Source organism: candidate division Zixibacteria bacterium HGW-Zixibacteria-1, from assembly GCA_002838945.1.
GTDB lineage: Bacteria > Zixibacteria > MSB-5A5 > GN15 > PGXB01 > PGXB01.
On the sequence record PGXB01000022.1, the window covers coordinates 1 to 19783 of the forward strand.

Here is a 19783-nt window from a genome sequence, read left to right on the forward strand (position 1 = left end):
ACATCTGAACACCTCCTGTCCTTCGGGACTCAGGATGAGAAAGAATCATAATAATAGTATCCTTTCTCCGTGTCCACTAAATCGGGGGAACTTCACAGTATCTGCATTACCAGAGATAATTACGGAATGTTAGCGACAGATTTATCACTCCTATTAGAAAAAGAATCTAAAGCCCCATATCCTCTATGTGTTAATATTCTAGATTTAGATTCATTGCTTGATGCATTTTCCTATTTTGGTTGGAATCCAATAAGGCTTTGCGAATATCTTGATGGCCGAGAGAAGATGCACGGTCGGGTGACTGCTGAAGATGAGTTAGAATATGCTGGTTATCTGATTTCTCATGGAACATTCGATTATATGTTTGAGTTAAAATACGATCGCTTGACATTAAATCATAGTTATTCAGAAGTGTTCGATCAGATTTTCCATGCCAAACATGGTGGTGAGCCAGTAAAATACGACCCTAAGCCACCAGTCACTATAGACTATACTGAGGAAATGAAAAAGTGGATGTCACAGGATAATCCTGATGCCATGATCGATAAAAAGCAAAAGAAAGCAGTTCGACAGCAAGGTAGGAATGAGCCATGTGCATGTGGTTCTGGTAAAAAATTCAAAAAATGTTGCGGACGCTGACAATCCACCAATCATCCAACCATCTATTTGGTTAACAAATTATTGGGCCGCCGTGCCCCGGAGTTCCGCTCCGGGTTTCTTAAACCATATTTCGTGAACATTTAGCCCATCCCTGTTTCCAAATTATCTGCAATTTTACCACCACTTTGATGGTAAATCGGTCATGAGGGGGTCTTATAGAGGAGTGTCTATTGAAAAATTTGTTCTTACACGTCGTTGCGAGCGGAGAGATGCGCCAAACGCGCATATCGAAGCGTGGCAATCACGCCGCTTCTGACATGAAGACAACAATTACGCCAAAATGTGATGAGATTGCCACTTCGCTCATCCTCGCCCGGCGGCTCGGCTTCGCTCCTCGCAACGACGATCAGGAAATAGGCAGGATCACTCATTCCGCCAATGGTGGAATATCGGACCCTGCCCTATTTATGCCTATTCATCCATTGCCGGGGAATGGACACTCAATTTTTTTAAAAAAGCAAAAACAAAGCCAATTTCGTGTAAACTCCAGCCACGGTAGGGCACGGAGTCTCCGGACTCCTGCCTGCTAAAAATTAACGATCATTCGTTCACGGTGCTTTTTACCCCTTCTTCCTCTTCAGCCAGAAATCGAAGGAGCGGCCGGGGACAAAGATATCAAGACCGATCGAAATCTCATCGAGCGGATTCTTGACCACATGCATCTCATCACCGGGGATATAAATCGTGTCGCCCTCGCCAAGTTCATACTCTTCGGATGGCCCGGTAACTACAATCTTCCCCTTCAGGACAACCAGCACCTGCGCATTGGGATGATTGTGCTCGGGCGATTGATGTTTGGGCGGTTTGATAAAATGCTCTATCGATATATCGGCCTGACTGCAGAGACTGATTCGTTTCCAGTCCTTTTCCGGCTCATAACGTTCGCCATCTTTGATTCGAATAACCTGCATAATTCTGCTCCCTCTTTTATTTCATCTCGATCATCAGCGGCTGAACATGATACCGAACCCGACTCGGGTCAGCTCTTTTTTGTAATCGACCAGGCTCTCACCGTAGCCGTGCGAGACTCGTACGCACATGAAACTTGTTTTACTCTTCGGCACCGGGAGACTGTACATCAGGCTGATGTACCCTTTGCCGGTACTGATGCTCCCCCGAAGCGTAATATGGATGGATTGATAATTGAGAAACTTATAAAACAGGTGCAAGTCGGTGTATCCGAGATAATCGGTGATATCGGGGTTGTCATCACCCACTGCCGCGTCAGGGTATTCTTTTTCATCTTCGGGAATCCGGTATCGCAGTTTGAGGTACAAAAGCACATTGGAATCGAAATAATACGGCGAAATGTATATCAGGTTCCAGCTTCGCGATATCGGCGGTTTCTGGCCGTTCGATTCATGCTCGAAACCCACATCGGCGCCGACTTCACCGGAAGAAAAAGCGAAACGCTGTGTCCGGTAAAACAATTCCGGGTTGTAATTCGTCTCCCGAAACGGGGCCGAATTATTGTGGTCATAAGCCTGCCAGAATGATATCTGCGTATAACCGAAATATATTCGGGAATTAAAAAGGCGGTGTTTGGCGCTAACCTGAAAGACCGCCTCGGTCCGGGCCTTGTTGTACTCGTCGGAATAAGTGAACGGCAGCATGAACAGTTCCTTGTGCAAAGTGAGTCCGGGACCGGTGCGTATCATCTGGAAACTCTCGGAAAGTTCTTCGGCACCGACGTGAATTCGCAGGAGCAAAATCAGAAATAGAAACACCATAAGAAACGACTTGTAGTTGAATTTGCCCTTCATAGTAAGCTCCTCCCCTGCCATCTTTCCCGACGCAGACATATCGAAAAATGGCCGACAAAATATAATTTAGTGAACTTTTTAATAATAATGATCGGCTGGCTGCATTGTCAAGCTTGAAGGTTTGTTCCGGGACGAGGCTTAATCAGTGCAATCTTAATTTGCTGTAAGACAGCCGTTTGCAATCACCGGGGCAAATCCCCGGCCGCCTTCACTTCTCACTCCTGAGTCTGCAAAAGAGCAATTTTGGTGCAATAAAAGCAGTCGCAACTCCATCCGGTTTATGTGCTTTTGGGAAAAAGTGACGATAATTGTATTACTAACAAACCACATAGAGAGACCAAAGGGGATTACATATGCGAGACTTCTTGCCCTTGCAACTATCCAAAAATATTACCGTTACGATAATCATTCTGCTGCTGGCCTTGCCGCTCGCAGGTTTGGCCGGTGATGGCATAGATATAGCCGACATGGATCTCGACCGGCTGCTTGATGACATTGTCGTCTCCGCTTCGAAGAAGGCCGAAAGACTGGAAGAGACGCCAGCCAATGTTTTCGTCATTACACGAGATATGATCGAAAATTTTGGGTGCCAGAATATCGGTGAAGCGCTTTCTTTGGCGCCCGGTTTATACATCACCAACGACTATTCATTATCTCAGATAGGCATCAGGGGTGTTTCCGAGTACGGTGACTGGAACAGTCACGTGCTCGTTTTAATCGATGGCCGACCGACATGCGAACAATACGGCGGGACCAGCTCAATAGACAATATCGGGCTGGACATCGATAATATTGATCGGATAGAAGTGGTCAAGGGTCCCTCATCATCTCTTTACGGAAGCAATGCCTTCTACGGCCTGATCAATCTTATATCAAAAAATCCCGATGAAGAAAATTTGACGGTGGCTACGAAGTACTCATCGGAACTTGATATAAGAACAATCAGCCTGAGTCTGTCACAGAAGGTCAACCCCGATCTTTCTTTCCTTGTCACCGGATCACTGTCCGACCAGGAAGGGAATAAACTGTATTTTCCGGAATTCAGCGACTTTGCCGATTCCAGTATGTTTGCCCTGGATGCCGACGGGTATAATCAGTATTATCTTGATTCCGGTTCCTTTACCGAGGGGTGGGCGGACAAAAAGAATACTCTCGATAAATACTCTCTTTATAGTACACTTAATTATCACGGATTGTATGCCATGGTTCACGTGGCGAAAATGAATACCGGAATTGCCCATTCAATGTGGGGTTCGGTGTTCAACCGGAGTGAAAATAAATTCAAGGAACAGAAGATCAATATCGACCTGGGATTTAAACACCAGTTTTCTTCGACTATCGACTGGAAGGCCAGCCTCGGATACGATCACTACACTTGGGTCGATTATATTCTTTACAATTACGGCGTCGCCGACCCCGATGGATATTACTCACCGGGGCCTATCTGGCAGGACTGGGAACATGACCGGGCGATGACAGCATCATCTCAGGTCCATATCTCGGTCACACCGTCATATGACATAATTGCCGGGGCCGAAGTTCAGTTCCATACCATCCGACATGAATCCGGCGAGACCGACCGGAGCGGTGAAATAATAAGTGAAAATGTCATTCCGAAGGAATCCGTCGAAAACAAAGGTCGGATTTATAATTTGTACATCCAGAATGATTATTCTTTCGGGAATCATCTCAAGATAGTGGGCGGTCTTCATCTCAACCACTACACCTATACCACTGGCAAAGCCATGCCAAAGGCAGCCCTGGTTTATACGCCGTACTCCGCGGGCACTTACAAATTGATTGTGGGTCGTGGATTCAAGTCGCCGAGTTTTTATGAATTAACCTTTACCGACGGGACATTCTATGCGGCAAACCCCGATCTCAAACCGGAATTAATCACAAATTATGAAGTTGTCGCTTCGCACTCGCTGCCTCATGGGCTGTATCTGGACATTGCGGCCAATTACAGCCGCGTCACAAATCAGATTGTCCAGACAATTGTGGATAGTTCTGATCCGGACCACCCCGGCGGCGATTTTCTGGATGAAATATCGCAGTTCCATAATATAGGTCGGAGACAAATCCGGTCGGCCGAACTAACAATCAGGCGAAAAAGTGTTTACAGGCTCAGCGGATTGGCCGGCATAACCTACCAGGAAGTCTCTTCCACCGAAGAATCGGCCATATCCAGACAGTTTAATTCCCCGCGGTGGCTTGGAAATGCCGGATTGAATTATCAACTCGTTCCGGAGCGACTCAATGCCTCGGTACGCGTCTCTTATATCGCTCACCGCTATACGTGGGACGGCAGTCAAATACCGGAAATGTTGACGATTGACATGTCCCTCTGCGGCACAAACATTATCCGGGGTACCGCCATGACTGTCGGTATAAAAAACCTTCTTAATCGAGACAACCCTATTCCTTTCAGTTACGACTACGCTCCCTCGAGAAGCATTCAGGGTACCGGTCGATCTCTTTATATCAGACTGGAATCCAGCATAGGAATATAGCCCCGCCGTCCGGATAAAAAAGAAAATGACAACTTTTAAGTCGCTCATATTGATATTTTTAATAATCGCGGTTGCGTATCCGGCATTATTTTCTGACTGTGCCGCGGCCGTCAGTAAGGATGCGGTACCGCCAAAGCTGGCTCTGCCGCTGTTTCTGAAGATTATTACGTACGACCAGTGTTTCAATCGGGATAGTATTTCAAAGATTGTTGTTTATATAGTCAGTGATAAATCCGTTTCCGAATCTTTCGAGCAGGCGGCCGAACTGCAGGATTTTATTCACTCGACCGGGCCGTTGAAGGTCCATGATATTCCGGTAAGACCGGTATTCGTCTCCATTCCGGAGCTGAAGGACTCCCTCAAGAATGATTCGAAAGATCAGTATCGCATCACCGTTCTCACTAATCTCAAGCGGCAGGAAACGCGCGAAGTCGTGGAGGCCTGCCGGTCGAATCATGTATCGACATTTGCACTTGACCCCGCATTGCTTGTTGACGGCGTGTCGGTCAGTGTAATTTCGGATAGAGACGGGGCGCATATACTCATCGATATTTCCTCCTCACGAATGGAACAGACGCAATACAGCGCCCACCTTCTGAAAATATGTAAGGTATACAAAAATGGTGACTTACATAGTGAATAAATGGTCGCTTCAGATCCAGATAACTATTCTTGTGACGGTAGCGGTAATCTCCGTGTCCGCAACCCTGGGATTATCTTCCTATTTTGCCCTCAAGAGGCAGATGCATGATAATCTGGACGACAAAGCGCAGAGCGTGGCCACCATTACAGCCGCCAATCTTGTCCCCGGACTGGAGTTTGATGATCGTGATTATATCGCAGACGTGGTCGGTTCCCTGTTCCGCGACGGTGATATCCGTGCCGTGATCGTATATGATAGCACCGCCTCGCTGATCCATTCGATTATCGTTGACAGCACTCTTGAGAGGCAACTTGATACCGAATTTTTGAAAGATAATGAATCTTGTGAATTACGAGATCAATTTCACCTGGCCCTCAGGCCGATTGTACATATGGATACGTACCTCGGCAAAGTATATATTGTTGTCCGTCAGGACGAAGAAAAATCATCAGCCGCCGACACCTTCATATTTGTCATAATTCTGGCAATCGCGCTTCTGATCGCATCCATAACAGTCGCCAGGATTGCCGCCAGAAGGATACTGCGTCCGATAAGGACATTCGAGACCGCGGCGGTTCGCGTCAAAAGCAGCGACACCCTCCATCCCATCGATATCGCTGATCTCCATCCTGATTTTTTGACGCTTGGTCAGTCTTTTAATGCCATGCAAAGCAGATTGCGGGCGGTCTTCACCGAACTGGCCGATTCCCGCGACCAGCTCGAATTCAGAGTGCGTGAACGAACCAAACAGCTGGAAAAGGAAATTGAAGATCGCAAAAAGAACGAATTTGAACGCACCCAGCGTTTGATCAGGGTTCAATTGCAGCGAACGGCAATTGCCGAAATGACTACGGATGATCGTATCACGAAACAGCCTTTTGAACTTGCCGCAAGGGCGATAACGGAAATCTGCTCGCACTCCCTCAATGTGGAAAGAGTCGGCATCTGGCTGTTCGAAAACAATCAGGAGCAGATTAAATGCATCGATCTCTACGATCGAGCGGCCGATGGCCATTCCAATAGCATGGTAATTCCAAGGGCATCTGCGCCGCGATATTTTTCACACCTTTCGCACGACCGTGTCCTGGCCTGTGATGATGCCAGGACTGCTGTTTCGACCAATGAATTTGCGGACGCCTACCTCATTCCCTTCGGAATTACTTCAATGATGGACGCTTCAATCAGAATATCAGGCGAATTTATCGGAATTGTCTGCTGTGAACATATCGGCCCGATACGCCACTGGCATTCGGATGAAATCAAATTCGCGGATGAAATATCGGCTCAGATTGCCCAGGTATTCGCTGAATCGCAGCGGCGCGAAATGGAAAAGGAGCAGCGGATATTGAACGAGCGCCTGGAGAAGGCCGAGCGGATGGAATCGCTGGCGGTTCTTGCCGGGGGAGTGGCCCATGATCTTAATAATATGCTCGGACCGGTCGTTGGATATGCGGAGTTACTGCTGAAAAGCGATCTTACTGATGATAAGGTCCGCAAAAAGATTGAACGCATCGCAGCGTCAGCGGGAAGTGCCGCCGATGTTATTCAAGATTTGCTGGCCCTTGCAAGAAGAGGCCGTTATGAAATGACACATATCAAGCTAAATGATGTTTTAAAAAGCTATTTTGATTCTCTTTCTTTTATGCAACTGGCGAAGAAAAAGCCCGAGATCGATGTCTTGGTCTCATTAACCGCCGATGATTCATCAATATTCGGTTCAAAACTTCATCTGGAAAAAGTCCTCATGAACCTGGTGCACAATGCATTTGAAGCTATTACAAATGATGGAACAATAACGGTCTCGACGGAAAAAATACGCATCAACAGACTGGAATACACCGGGATGGAGATTGAACTGCGTGATTATATGGCGCTTCGAGTCAAGGACAGCGGGGCTGGAATTGCCCCTGAGGATATGCATAAAATCTTTGAGCCATACTTTTCGAAAAAAGTCATGGGCCACAGTGGCAGCGGCCTCGGACTGAGTGTGGTTTACGGAATTGTGAAGGATCACAAGGGTTATTATGATATCAGCTCGGAATATACTAAGGGTACCGAATTTGTTCTGTATTTCCCATTTTCAACTGAAGAAAAAATATCCGATTCCAAAACACCCGCAGATGATGGTGCCGTCGGTGTAGCCGGGAACGAGACAATTCTTGTTGTCGATGATTCGGCGGAACAGCGCGATATATCCAGGGAAATGCTGGAAAACATGGGTTATACTGTCTTCACCGCCCAAAATGGTCATGCCGGCGTGGATTTCTTGAAAACCCACGAGGTCGATCTGGTAGCCCTTGATATGATAATGGAAGACGGGTTTGACGGCCTTGATACATTTCAGGAAATTCTGAAATTCAAACCTAATCAGCCTACCATCGTGGTGAGTGGATATTCAGCCACCGACCGGGTCCAGACAATGCTTAATCTGGGGGCAAGCACCTATGTCAGGAAACCTTTTGGCTTCGAATCGCTGGGTAAGGCTGTCAGAACGACATTGGAGGCGGATCGACAAAGAATGGCCAGGTCTCAGGCCGACGCATAGCGGAATTCAATGCCATCCGCGCCGCTCCTCTCCGAAATCGCCTGCTCACCATAATTTCTTGCCCCCTAATGACAAAGATGAATCCTCGACCCTACCTTTTCTCACAAATATTGTTCGAACGACAGATACATAAAAAGATGAGGTTGACAATCAGGAGTTTTTTGGTATATTATTCGAAATTCATTTTGTCCGGAACGTCTGATGGTTTTGATGGTATATAAGATAATGAAAGCAGCCATAAGTCAATTAGCAGGCATCAGTCCCGTTAAAGCGGCGGCAATACTGGGACTGGTATTTCTTGTCATTTTCGCGGCCTCGTGCGATTTTTTATCGGGGCATTATGACCGGGCCTGCGAAAATATCTGCGAGGACTGCAGCGACTGCGTCACCTGCTCGCCGACTCTTCACATGCTGTCGGACAGCGGCCCTGATTTCCGTCATATAGATCATGTATATGGATGGCACATCCCTTTACCGTCACCACAGCGCCTTAATATTCTCTCCACCGGCATAGATCATCCTCCCCGAAATATCTCGTAATATCCATTACGCCGGCATCAGCCGGCCCCTAAATTCCAGAAACAAAACTGGAACCGAACTGGCGGCCATGTTCAGGCTGTTATTCGGAAGATTAATTTTTGTAAATGCGATTAATTCTGGAGGTTTGGTAATGAGATCCTGTTTGAGATACATTTTTATTAGTTTAATGGTAACCGGGGCATTTTTGATAACCGGCTGCAATTCCGGCCAGTCGGATATCCACGCCGATGCAGCCGGAGCCGAAACGGGCCATGAAGGGCATAGCCATGCCCCCGGCGAACACGGGCAGGCTGTTTCTGCAGGAGCCGGCGAAACTGAGATTTCGAACTGGTGCACCGAACATTCCGTACCGGAATCGGAATGCACCAAGTGCAACCCCGCCCTTGAGGCAAAATTCAGGGCATCCGGCAATTGGTGCGAGGGCCACGGCGTCCCCGAATCGCATTGCAGGCTATGCAACCCCGGAATCAAATTTCCGCAGGAGGAAATATTAATAACGCAGGAGCCTGAATTTTCGGGTAACGGTATTGAAATATCGCTGAATTTTCGACCCAATGCAGCGGTATGTGCCACCAACGACGCCCTTATTCAATTTGCCTCGGCTGTCACTGCCGAACGGGCCGGAATCAAGGTGCAGGCGGTACAATCGGCACATTATGAATCGGCAATAAATGCTCCGGCGGAAATAGTCTTTGATGAAACCGGAGTGACCGTTATTGCTTCCACCGTTCAGGCTCTGGTTTCCCGCTGGTTGATTTCGGCCGGTGATGTCGTATATAAAGGTGATAAACTCGCCATTCTTAATTCACCCGAAATAGCTCAGTTGAAATCATCGCTGGTTGCAATGCACGCCCGTTACGAGGTGGAGCGGAAAGAACTCGAGCGCCATCAGTATATGAATGAAAGGGATTTAATAAGCAGGGCCGAACTGGACCGTCAGGAGTCCGCGGCGGAACAGGCGCGGGCCGAATATATCGGCACCAGGGGAATGCTGCTATCGGCGGGATTATCGGAGAGCGATATCGATGAGGTGATAAAATTCGGCGGCTTATCCAATCAATTTATCATGCGCTCTCCCTCAGACGGCCTGGTGGTCGAACGCATCGCCCGGCTCGGCGAATTGATCGACGCCGGAAAGGTATTTGCTATTGTCGCCGATCCGAGATCGATGTGGATCGAGGCCCGGTTGACCGAGGAGCAGATCAAGGATGTCAGAATCGGCGACCAGCTTACATTCAGTTCCGACGGCAATGGTATTGATCGGATCGGCGGTGAGATTATCTGGGTCTCGCGCTTTTTGGATACTCACACCAGAATGGGGACGGTCCGTGCCAAAGTCATTGATCCCGATCACGCGCTGCATGCCGGTGAATTCGGCCGGGCGAAAATATTGCACGCAACCGATCGTGTCGTCTCCCTCGTTCCGAAGGATGCCGTGCAGTGGGAAGGTTGCTGCAATGTGGTTTTTATAAAGGAAACTCAGGATCGGTACCGCCCCCGCAAGGTGCAGCTGCTCGATGGCGATGGTCCTTACTATCAGGTAACCGACGGCTTGCGGCCGGGTGAGGAAGTTGTGGTTGACGGAGCCTTTCTTTTGAAAACCGAATTGAAAAAATCAAGCATCGGCGCCGGCTGCTGCGGTCTTGATCCGGTCGGCTGAGGTGCATGATGATTAGACATCTTGTTGAATTCACGCTGCGGTACAGGTATGTCACCCTGGCGCTGGCCGGTTTGCTATGCCTTGTCGGCCTCCTGGCACTCTGGCATCTCCCCTTCGATGCCTTTCCGGATACAACACCGGTCCTTGTCCAGGTAAACGTCGCCGCCCCGGGCTGGGCGCCCGAGGACCTTGAACGCCTGGTCTCATATCCACTGGAGCAGGTCCTCACCGGCCTTTCCGGTTTGACGGAGGTCCGATCCGTCACCAAGTACGGGCTGTGTCAGGTCACGACGATTTTCGATGATGGGATCGATTTGTATCTGGCCCGTCAGCAGGTGAGCGAGCGCCTTCTGGCCGTCGATCTCCCCGAAGGTATCGGCGCCCCGCAGCTCGGACCGGTCTCCACCGGTTTGGGAGAAGTTTTCCATTATATAGTCATTGCGCAATCCGCCGATGAAACCACCGCCCGCACCGCCCAGGACTGGATCGTCAAACCGCAGCTTCAGGCCGTGCCGGGAGTTGCCGAGGTGAACAGCTGGGGCGGATTCGTAAGACAGTACATGATTCTTTTCGATCCGGATCGAATAGCCGGATACGGTTTATCAATCAATGAGGTCGTCGAGACCATCCGCCGCGATCTTGGTAACGTCCCCGGCGGGCAGGTTGTCCGGGGTGGAGAAATGACCATCATCCGAGGCGTGGGAACGGTAGAATCGATAGAACAGATAAAAAATATTGTCCTTGTTAGTCCCGAAGGCGTCCCTGTTACGGTCAGCAACATTGCGGAAGTGGTCATCAGTCATGAAATCCGGCGCGGTGCCGCAACGTACAATGGACAGGGTGAAGCCGTTCTGGGCCTCGGATTCCTGATCACCGGTGAAAACCCCGCGGAAATTACCGAAAGACTCTCCACCCGTCTCGCCGAAGTGCAGCAAAACTTGCCGGACAATATCAAGGCCGTCCCCGTTTATGAACGAACCACTCTGGTCAGCAAGGTGCTGAGAACCGTCGAGCATAATCTGTTGTACGGTGCTTTGCTTGTTATTGCCGTCTTATTCGTCTTCCTGGGAAATCTCCGCGCCGGACTGATCGTGACATCGGCAATTCCATTGTCAATGATGTTTGCTTTCGACATGATGTCCCGCGTGGGTATTGCAGGAAGCCTCATGAGCCTCGGCGCCATCGACTTCGGGCTGGCGGTGGATAACGCCGTCATACAGGTCGAGAATGCCGTCCGCCGGCTTTCGCATGATACATCCGGGCGCGACCGCCTTCAGGTTATTCGGGATGCCATTCTCGAAGTACGCAAACCGACCCTGTTCGGCGAATTGATCATCATCATTGTTTACCTGCCGATTTTGACACTGCAGGGCGTCGAAGGAAAACTTTTCCGTCCGATGGCCCTGACGGTTGTGTTTGTACTCACCGGGTCATTGATTCTGTCATTTACCGTCCTCCCCGCCCTCATCGGCACTTTTCTTACCAAACGAATCCGCGAACGCGAGCCGATATTTGTGGGATGGCTGAGAACAGCTTATCAACCCGTGCTCAATGCGGCGATTAAACACAGCAAAGCCGTTCTTGCAACCACTTTAGCACTCGTGGCCGGGGGTATCCTGCTCTTTACTCAACTGGGATCCGAGTTCGTACCACGGTTGAGTGAAGGAACGGTCGTGATCAATTTTGTCCGCCTCGCCGGTATATCAATCGATGAATCCGTGAAATACAATACCATCATCGAGAAAAACCTGCTGGAAAAATTTCCCGATGAAATTTCGCATGTATGGACCCGGACCGGCACCGCCGAACTGTCAACCGATCCCATGGGTCTTGAGCTTTCCGATATGTTCATCTCACTCAAACCTCGGTCGCAATGGACAAAAGCATCGAACCAGCAAGAGCTGGTCGCCGCCATTGACGGCGAACTGGCCGATCTCCCGGGCCAGAATCGGATTTTTACCCAGCCGATCGAAATGCGCGTGAATGAAATGATTGCCGGAATACGCTCCGATATCGGTATCAAGCTGTTCGGCGATGATCTGAAGATCCTCGAGGAGAAAGCGGAAGAGATCGCCGCCCTCGTCGAAAGGATACCGGGAAGTTCCGATGTATCGGTGGAACAACTGACAGGGCAGCCACAGGCGCAAATATCGGTCGACCGACAGCGCCTGGCCCGGTTCGGGCTCACGGCACGTGATGTCCTTACGGCCGTGGAAAGTATCGGCGGGATTATTGTGGGCGATGTGTTCGAGGGCCAGAAGAGAATCGACCTGGTGGTACGAATCGATACGACTCTTCTTGCCGGTCCGGAAGATATCGACCGGATACTCCTTCGATCACCCACCGGAAGCCTGGTCGGACTTGATCGGGTTACGTCGAGTACTCTCGATGAGGGACCGGCGACAATCACTCGGGAATGGAGCAAGCGGCGCATCGTGATTCAGTGCAATGTTCGTGATCGGGATATGGGATCATTCGTCAATGAACTGCGGGACCGAATCGAAACCGATATCGAACTGCCTTCGGAGTATTTCATCCGCCTCGGCGGAGAATTCGAAAATCTCGAAAGAGCGCGCGTCCGGCTTGCCATCGTCGTTCCTATCGCTCTGCTGCTGATCTTCGGATTGCTCTACTGGACGTACAAGTCCGTGCGGGATGCCTTGCTTATATTTTCGGGAATTCCGCTCGCCGCTCTTGGTGGTGTTGTCATCCTCGCGTTTCGAGGAATGCCTTTTTCGATTTCCGCCGGTGTCGGCTTCATAGCCCTTTTCGGTATTGCCGTCCTGAACGGCCTGGTGCTTGTTTCCTCCATCAAACGCATGCGATCCGACGGCATGGATATTACCACGGCCGTAAAAGAAAGCGCCCTTGTCAGACTCAGGCCGGTGTTCATGACCGCTTTGGTGGCGGCGCTTGGATTTGTCCCGATGGCGATATCGACCGGTGTCGGCGCCGAGGTTCAGCGACCTCTTGCCACCGTTGTTGTCGGCGGAATTCTGACCTCCACGGCACTTACACTGATAGTCCTGCCGGCTTTGTATGTAACATTTGGCCGCCGCACGGAGGCGGAACTATAATTTCGGTTTAGGTCGAACAGGCTGATTTCGGTAGAGAAAAATATTCCCGGCTTTGTGAAATTGCCGTGCAAGTTCTTGCACGGCAATTGTATTTTGCCGCCTCACTGCAATAAAGAAATGGAATAAAAAAATATTCGACTGCTGATATTTCAAATTTGCCCTTTGCTATTTTTTTATATCTCGTTATATTTAAGAGTTATTAATTAGTCACTTATTCATCGACACCTTAGTTATCGATGAATAATGCGGTGTGCGAATATCTGGTGTGAGGCGGTCTCCGGCAATCTGATAATGGGTCGATGCAATGAAACATTCACCGCGCCGGAGTGATTATGCACAAATAATATAATCTGGAGAGGTCTCAAATGAAAAAATCATGGTTCTTTCCGGCCGGAGTGCTTGGTATCATGTTGATTCTCGGCCTGATCTTCTCGGCTTGCTCGGATGATCCGACCGGCCCTTCCGGCAAATGGGCCTGGCGCCCGCTCGGGTCGGGGACAAATGGCTCGGTCGCGGCACTTACAGAGTACAACAACAAATTAATCGTGGGCGGATGGTTCTCCGCTGCCGGTGACTCCACGGCACATAACATGGCCGCCTGGGACGGTTTCAAATGGTCAACTCTCGGTTCCGGGTGTGACAACGTGGTCAACGTAGTTGAAGTCTATAATGGCAAGCTGTATGCCGGGGGTGGATTCACCGTAGCCGGCGGTGTAGCCGCCAATAGAATTGCGTCCTGGGATGGCTCTGCCTGGGCTTCTTTGGGAACCGGCATGACCGGCCCTGATGTCTATGCCATGGCCATATATGATGACAAGCTGATTGTGGGCGGAAATTTTAGATTCGCCGGCGGACTCGCCGCCGACTACATCGCCGCCTGGGATGGGACAAACTGGTCAACTGTCGGATCAGGCGTGAACGGGGTTGTCTGGGGACTGGAAGTGTACGACGGCAAGTTGATTGCCAGCGGATATTTTACTTCGGCCGGCGGTACCGCGGCTGATGGAATCGCTTCATGGGATGGAACCAACTGGGCGCCTCTGGGTTCGGGCGTGGACAATGACCCTTGGGCAACGATTGTATATAACGACAAGCTGGTTGTCGGCGGCTCTTTCATACATGCCGGAGGAGTCAGTACCGACTACATTGCGGCCTGGGATGGTTCCTCCTGGTCGCCGCTGGGAGCCGGAATGGATCAATCCGTATATGCGCTGAGCGTTTTTAACGGCAAACTGATTGCCGCCGGATTGTTTTCGGAGGCCGGCGGTGTCGCTGCCAATAAAGTCGCGTCCTGGAACGGCTCCTCCTGGTCTGAGGTCGGTGGCGGAACAAATAATAGAATCCTCGAATTCGAAGTCTGGAACGGTAAGCTCTACGGCGGTGGCGAATTCAATGTCGCGGGCGGCGACAGCATCAATTACATCGCCGAGTGGAGCTATAAATAATCAATTATTTGCATCAATCCTGTAATTGGTGAGACAAATGAAAAAAGTCGCATTAATAATTGCCCTGATAATCGGTCTTCTCCTGATTATCTGCGCATTTTTATCTGGCTGCTCTGATGATCCGACGAGCCCGACTGGACCAAAGGGCAATTGGGCGTGGCGCCCTCTTGGATCGGGGACAAATGGCCCTGTCGCCGCGTTTACAGTGTACAATAACCAATTAATCGCAGGCGGATTATTTACGTCTGCCGGGGATTCAACCGTCAGCAATATTGCGTCGTGGGATGGCTCCAATTGGTCAACCCTCGGTTCCGGGATGAGCGCTTGGAGATGGGTTAATGCCGTCGAAGTATATGGCGGTTCGTTATATGCCGGGGGGGGATTCATCGTAGCCGGCGGCGTCGATGTCAATCATATTGCGGCCTGGGATGGTTCTGCCTGGGCGCCCGTGGGAGCCGGAGTGAACGATATGATTTTTTCCATGACCGTTTACGACAATAAATTGATTGTGGGCGGACAATTTACTACCGCTGGCGGGAGCGGCGCCAATTTCATTGCGGCCTGGGATGGGGCCGTCTGGACGGCGCTTGGATCAGGAGTAAATTCAAGTGTCTTTGCTTTGTCGGTGTACGACGGTAAATTGATTGCCAGCGGATATTTCTCAGCTGCGGGGGGGAACCCTGCCAATGGGATCGCCTCCTGGGATGGGGCCGCCTGGGCACCCCTTGGTTCTGGTGTGGACAATGAACCCTGGGCAACGACAGTTTACGATAACAAACTGATCGTCTGCGGCAAATTCACTCAGGCCGGAGGGGTGGATGCAAACAATATTGCGGCCTGGAACGGATCCTACTGGTCACCGCTGGGTACCGGGATGGATTCTTCCGTAATTTCGCTGGAAGTATTCAACGGCCAGTTGATTGCCGGCGGCTATTTCAACACGGCCGGCGGCGTCAGCGTAGGTAAAGTGGCTTCATGGAACGGTTCATCCTGGTCATCGTTCGGCGGCGGAACAGACCAGGAAATCCTGGAATTCGAAGTGTGGGGCGATAAAATGATCGCCGGTGGTCAGTTTCTGGTTGCAGGCGCCGACAGCATTAATCACATCGCCGAATGGAGCTATAAATAGACAACCATTTGCATCAATCCTGTAATTGGTGGGACAAATGAAAAAACTTCGGTTAATGCTTACATTGATAATCGGAAGCATCCTGATTATCGGCGCTTTGTTTTCCGGTTGTTCGGATGATCCGACAGGACCAACGGCCAAGTGGGCCTGGCGTCCACTTGGTTCGGGGTCAGCCTACGCTCTCGGGGCGCTGACAGTATACGATAATAAAGTATTTGCTGCCGGAAATTTCTTGGATGACGTCGATTTTATGGCCAACGATATCGTGATATGGGACGGTTCTGACTGGTCGATCCACGGATCAGGGACGGATAGCATGGTTCTTGCCATGACCGTTTATGACAACAAGTTGATTGTCGCTGGTCAATTTTCATCCGTCAACGGGGTCAGCGCGAGCAAAATTGCGGCCTGGGATGGTTCTGCCTGGACCCCGCTGGGATCAGGAGTGGATCATCGGGTTTATGCCATGGTCGTTTATGACAACAAGCTGATTGTCGGCGGCGAAATTACTTCCGCCGGCGGAGTAAATGTAAATCGTATTGCGGCCTGGGATGGATCTTCCTAGACTCAACTCGGATCCGGTATTACCGGATATGTCTATTCGCTCTGTGTGTACGACAACAAGCTTATCGCCGGAGGGTGGTTCACCTCGGCCGGCGGCGTTGGCGCCAGAGGAATCGCGGTCTGGGATGGCTCTTCCTGGAGCCCGCTTGGGTCAGGCTTTACGGGTGATAATGACGAGGTCTTTTGTCTTTCCCCTTACGGCGACAAATTGATTGCCAGCGGATATCTTGATCAGGCGGGATCGGTCAATGTCAATAATATCGCGGCTTGGGATGGTTCTGCCTGGACAGATCTGGCACCAGAGATGAATAATGGGATTAGTCCACTTATCATATTTAACAATAAATTGATTGCCGTGGAAAATTTGACATCACCCTTCGATCCAAGCGCCTATAGAATCTTTTCCTGGAACGGATCTTCCTGGTCCCCGCTGGGGTCAGGCATGAATGGAAGGATCCTTGACTTTGCGGTTTTCGGCAACAAATTGATCGCATGTGGAGAATTTGACATGGCCGGCGGCGACAGCGTCAACTACATCGCCGAATGGAGCTATAAATAGCCCGACTTTACTACAAAAGTATTAATCGTAATATGTTCGCCGTGTGGGGCAGGCATTTGCACCGCACGGCGATCTGTTATGACTCGCCATATTTGACGGAACCACTCGACAGAAACATAACCCCGCAAAACCGGGAATAATTTAATATTGTCACTATAACAAATAATGCATTGCACGATTTCCCGAAAATAGGTAATATATCTTCTGTTACAATCCACAGGGGATGGTATGAATTTCGATAATGTCTATGAAGATGCCCGGCGGGCCGAGGCCTATGCCAAGCTCGAGTTTCCCGGAACGTACTATCTGGCCTATCGGGACCTCCCCGAAATAATAGCGCAGCATGTCACGGGAAAAAGGGCGTTGGATTTCGGCTGCGGCACCGGCCGCTCTTCAAGATATCTCAGGAAACTCGGGTTCGAGGTGGTCGGCGTGGATATCTCGGAAGCGATGCTCACAAAAGCCCGGGCAGGCGATCCGAACGGGGATTATCAGCTCGTCAGCGATGGTGATTTGAGCCGATTCACGGCCAGCAACTACGATCTGGCTCTATCGGCATTTACCTTTGACAATATTCCGACGGTCGAAAAGAAGATGAATAACTTCAGAGAGATCAGGCGCCTGCTAAAACCGGGCGGCATCATGATCAATCTGGTGTCCTCGCCGGAAATTTATACCCATGAATGGGCCTCATTTACGACCTCCGATTTCCCGGAAAACCGATACGCCAAAAGCGGCGACAAGGTTAAAATTATCATGAAGGACGTGGATGATCAACGGCCGGTTGAAGATATTATTTATATGGATGATGCCTATCGGGCGCTTTACAAACTGTCAGGGTTGGAACTGGCGCTGACTCATAAGCCGCTGGCCCGGGAGAGCGAACCGTATGAATGGATCAATGAACTGCACATCGCCCCCTGGACAATTTACATCTTAAAGAAATCATAAAATACCGGATAACCCCGTCTGGAGTTACCCGGTACTGGACTAATCTAAAACGCGAACTGCAAAAAATTTATACGACGCGTTTGATTTTTGCCGCTTCTTTGCCGGTAGCGATATTCTGATTTAGACAAAACAGATTTTCCGGATCATATTTCAGCTTGATCTTCAGCAATCGCTCATAGTTCCCGCCATAGGCTGCATTTATGCGATCGGTTTCTTCCGCTGTCAGGAAATTCACATAAACGCCGCCCGAGGCGTGGGGCGTTAATTCTTTGAAGAAATCCCTGGACCACCCGATACAGCGGTTGTCATCGGAAGGTTCCTCCCAGCGTCCGTGCATGTTCAGGACATAATTGATATCACGATGAGAATAGGCTGTGGCATCCTTGGAAACACGATTTACCTGGCCCGCCAGCAGACCGAGGAAAACTTCGCATTGTGGTGACGGAAGCTTCGAAGTGTACTCAACCGCAATATCAATGACCTCATCGCTGAGCTCGACAAAATTGTGGGATTTCCAATAATTGCGCGCCCCGGGCGTCAGCAGCGGATCAAAGGCCGCCTGCCAGGCGGTAAAGGGCTGCACTCCGACATGCTCGCCGATGACTTTCCCGAATCCGCGCAGCGGCTCGATCGCTTTCAACCCCTCCTCCGGGTCACCCACATGGCAAAGAGCAAAGGCCATGATATTTTTACCGTGATACTTCTCCGGTAGAAATGGAAGCGGCGGCGCCTGTCGCAACACTACCCACACGCTGGTTTCATCTTTCAGACCTTTAACATATTCGCGGTACAACTTCAGCGCCGGTACGGCATCGGACAACGGCAGGAATATCAGTCCGCTGAGAACTTCCGGTCCCACCGGATGGAGTCTGAACTCAAACCTGGTTACGACCCCGAAATTTCCTCCCCCGCCTCGGACCGCCCAGAACAGATCCGGGTTTTCTTTTTCATTCGCGCGCAAAAGCTCGCCATCGGCAGTCACGATATCGACCGCCAGAAGGTTATCGACGGTCATGCCGTATTTCCGCGAAAGCCAGCCGAAGCCGCCCCCAAGCGTCAAACCGGCCACACCCGTGGTGGGATTGATACCGACCGGTGTCGCCAGCCCGAAAGACTGCGCCTCGCGATCGAAATCACCAAGCGTTGCACCCGGCTCGACATGGGCCACACGGGCGCCGGGGTCGATTCTGACCGAACGCATCTGCGATAAATCGATCATAAAACCGCCCTCACAAACGGCGTTTCCGGCAATATTATGCCCGCCGCCGCGAACGGCCGTCAAAAGCCCATACCGGGCGGCAAAACTGACCGCCAATCTGACATCCGATGCCCCGGCGCATCGCGCAATCAGCGCCGGACGTTTATCAACCATTGCGTTCCAGATGGTGCGCGCCTCATCATAGCCTTCGGATCCCGACCGAAGAAGTTCCCCCCGCATTGCCGTCTCAAGTCCCTCGACCGCCGCCTCGTTAACAGAAGCGGTGGCCCCATTTCCCAGGACAAATTGTATTTTGCTCATAAGATACCTCCAAATTATCCAGTCAGCCTGTGCAGTTGCAGGTTATAGAAAGTCAGTAGCTGACAAAATTAATTTTATGAATATTACTTACTTGATACGATGCCAAATGCATATTGGAGTGATTTAATCCATTATAATAGAATAAAAAAATGAGCCCTTAATAGCAACTCCGATTAAGTTATTGTGGTTTGAGATGATACCTGATTGAATCCAAT

The 19783-nt window shown here is 50.3% G+C and carries 16 protein-coding genes; 13 read left to right on the plus strand and 3 right to left on the minus strand.

The annotated features are described in order from the left end of the window. Positions 1-126 precede the first annotated feature (126 nt). Complete coding sequence (locus CVT49_09435) at positions 127-639, plus strand: hypothetical protein (GenBank protein ID PKK83219.1); 513 nt, start codon at positions 127-129, stop codon at positions 637-639. A gap of 191 nt (positions 640-830) precedes the next feature. Continuing rightward, a complete protein-coding gene (locus CVT49_09440; protein ID PKK83220.1) occupies positions 831-1190 on the plus strand; it encodes a hypothetical protein in 360 nt (119 codons plus the stop codon). 30 nt (positions 1191-1220) lie between these two features. Here CVT49_09440 and CVT49_09445 read toward each other — a convergent pair whose 3' ends face one another. Together CVT49_09445 and CVT49_09450 are read right to left on the minus strand one after the other, a co-directional pair. After that, entirely contained in the window at positions 1221-1571 is a 351-nt protein-coding gene (locus tag CVT49_09445; GenBank protein ID PKK83221.1) for a cupin domain-containing protein, read from the minus strand. 33 nt (positions 1572-1604) lie between these two features. Continuing rightward, positions 1605-2462: a hypothetical protein gene (locus CVT49_09450; protein ID PKK83222.1), complete on the minus strand. Its 858-nt coding sequence runs from the start codon at positions 2460-2462 to the stop codon at positions 1605-1607. A 314-nt stretch (positions 2463-2776) separates the two neighbouring features. Here CVT49_09450 and CVT49_09455 point away from each other — a divergent pair, with 314 nt between their 5' ends. The 11 genes from CVT49_09455 (at position 2777) to CVT49_09505 (ending at position 18049) form a co-directional block, all read left to right on the plus strand. Further along, complete coding sequence (locus tag CVT49_09455; GenBank protein ID PKK83223.1) at positions 2777-4936, plus strand: hypothetical protein; 2160 nt, start codon at positions 2777-2779, stop codon at positions 4934-4936. Between the two features lie 25 nt (positions 4937-4961). Continuing rightward, entirely contained in the window at positions 4962-5579 is a 618-nt protein-coding gene (locus CVT49_09460) for a hypothetical protein (GenBank protein ID PKK83224.1), read from the plus strand. Then, positions 5557-8124 (plus strand): hypothetical protein, encoded by a 2568-nt coding sequence (locus CVT49_09465; protein PKK83225.1) that lies wholly within the window; start codon positions 5557-5559, stop codon positions 8122-8124. Before CVT49_09460 ends, CVT49_09465 begins: the two co-directional genes overlap by 23 nt. Before the next feature lie 201 nt (positions 8125-8325). Continuing rightward, positions 8326-8664, plus strand: a complete 339-nt coding sequence (locus CVT49_09470; protein ID PKK83226.1) for a hypothetical protein — start codon at positions 8326-8328, stop codon at positions 8662-8664. A gap of 67 nt (positions 8665-8731) precedes the next feature. Then, the gene (locus CVT49_09475) at positions 8732-10324 is read left to right on the plus strand and encodes a hypothetical protein (protein ID PKK83227.1); all 1593 of its coding nucleotides are present in this window, start codon (positions 8732-8734) and stop codon (positions 10322-10324) included. 8 nt (positions 10325-10332) lie between these two features. Then, complete coding sequence (locus CVT49_09480) at positions 10333-13401, plus strand: CusA/CzcA family heavy metal efflux RND transporter (protein PKK83228.1); 3069 nt, start codon at positions 10333-10335, stop codon at positions 13399-13401. A 365-nt stretch (positions 13402-13766) separates the two neighbouring features. Then, positions 13767-14846, plus strand: coding sequence for a hypothetical protein (locus CVT49_09485; protein ID PKK83229.1), 1080 nt, complete (start codon positions 13767-13769; stop codon positions 14844-14846). Between the two features lie 37 nt (positions 14847-14883). Next, positions 14884-15975 (plus strand): hypothetical protein, encoded by a 1092-nt coding sequence (locus CVT49_09490; GenBank protein ID PKK83230.1) that lies wholly within the window; start codon positions 14884-14886, stop codon positions 15973-15975. 37 nt (positions 15976-16012) lie between these two features. Continuing rightward, on the plus strand, positions 16013-16540 hold the full coding sequence (locus tag CVT49_09495) for a hypothetical protein (protein ID PKK83231.1): 528 nt from the start codon (positions 16013-16015) through the stop codon (positions 16538-16540). A gap of 45 nt (positions 16541-16585) precedes the next feature. After that, positions 16586-17098, plus strand: a complete 513-nt coding sequence (locus tag CVT49_09500) for a hypothetical protein (protein ID PKK83232.1) — start codon at positions 16586-16588, stop codon at positions 17096-17098. 228 nt (positions 17099-17326) lie between these two features. Further along, entirely contained in the window at positions 17327-18049 is a 723-nt protein-coding gene (locus tag CVT49_09505) for a hypothetical protein (GenBank protein PKK83233.1), read from the plus strand. Positions 18050-18116: 67 nt separating this feature from the next. Here CVT49_09505 and CVT49_09510 read toward each other — a convergent pair whose 3' ends face one another. Then, positions 18117-19568 carry an FAD-linked oxidase gene (locus tag CVT49_09510; GenBank protein PKK83234.1) on the minus strand — a complete coding sequence of 484 codons (1452 nt, stop codon included), beginning with the start codon at positions 19566-19568 and terminating at the stop codon, positions 18117-18119. Positions 19569-19783: the final 215 nt, after the last annotated feature.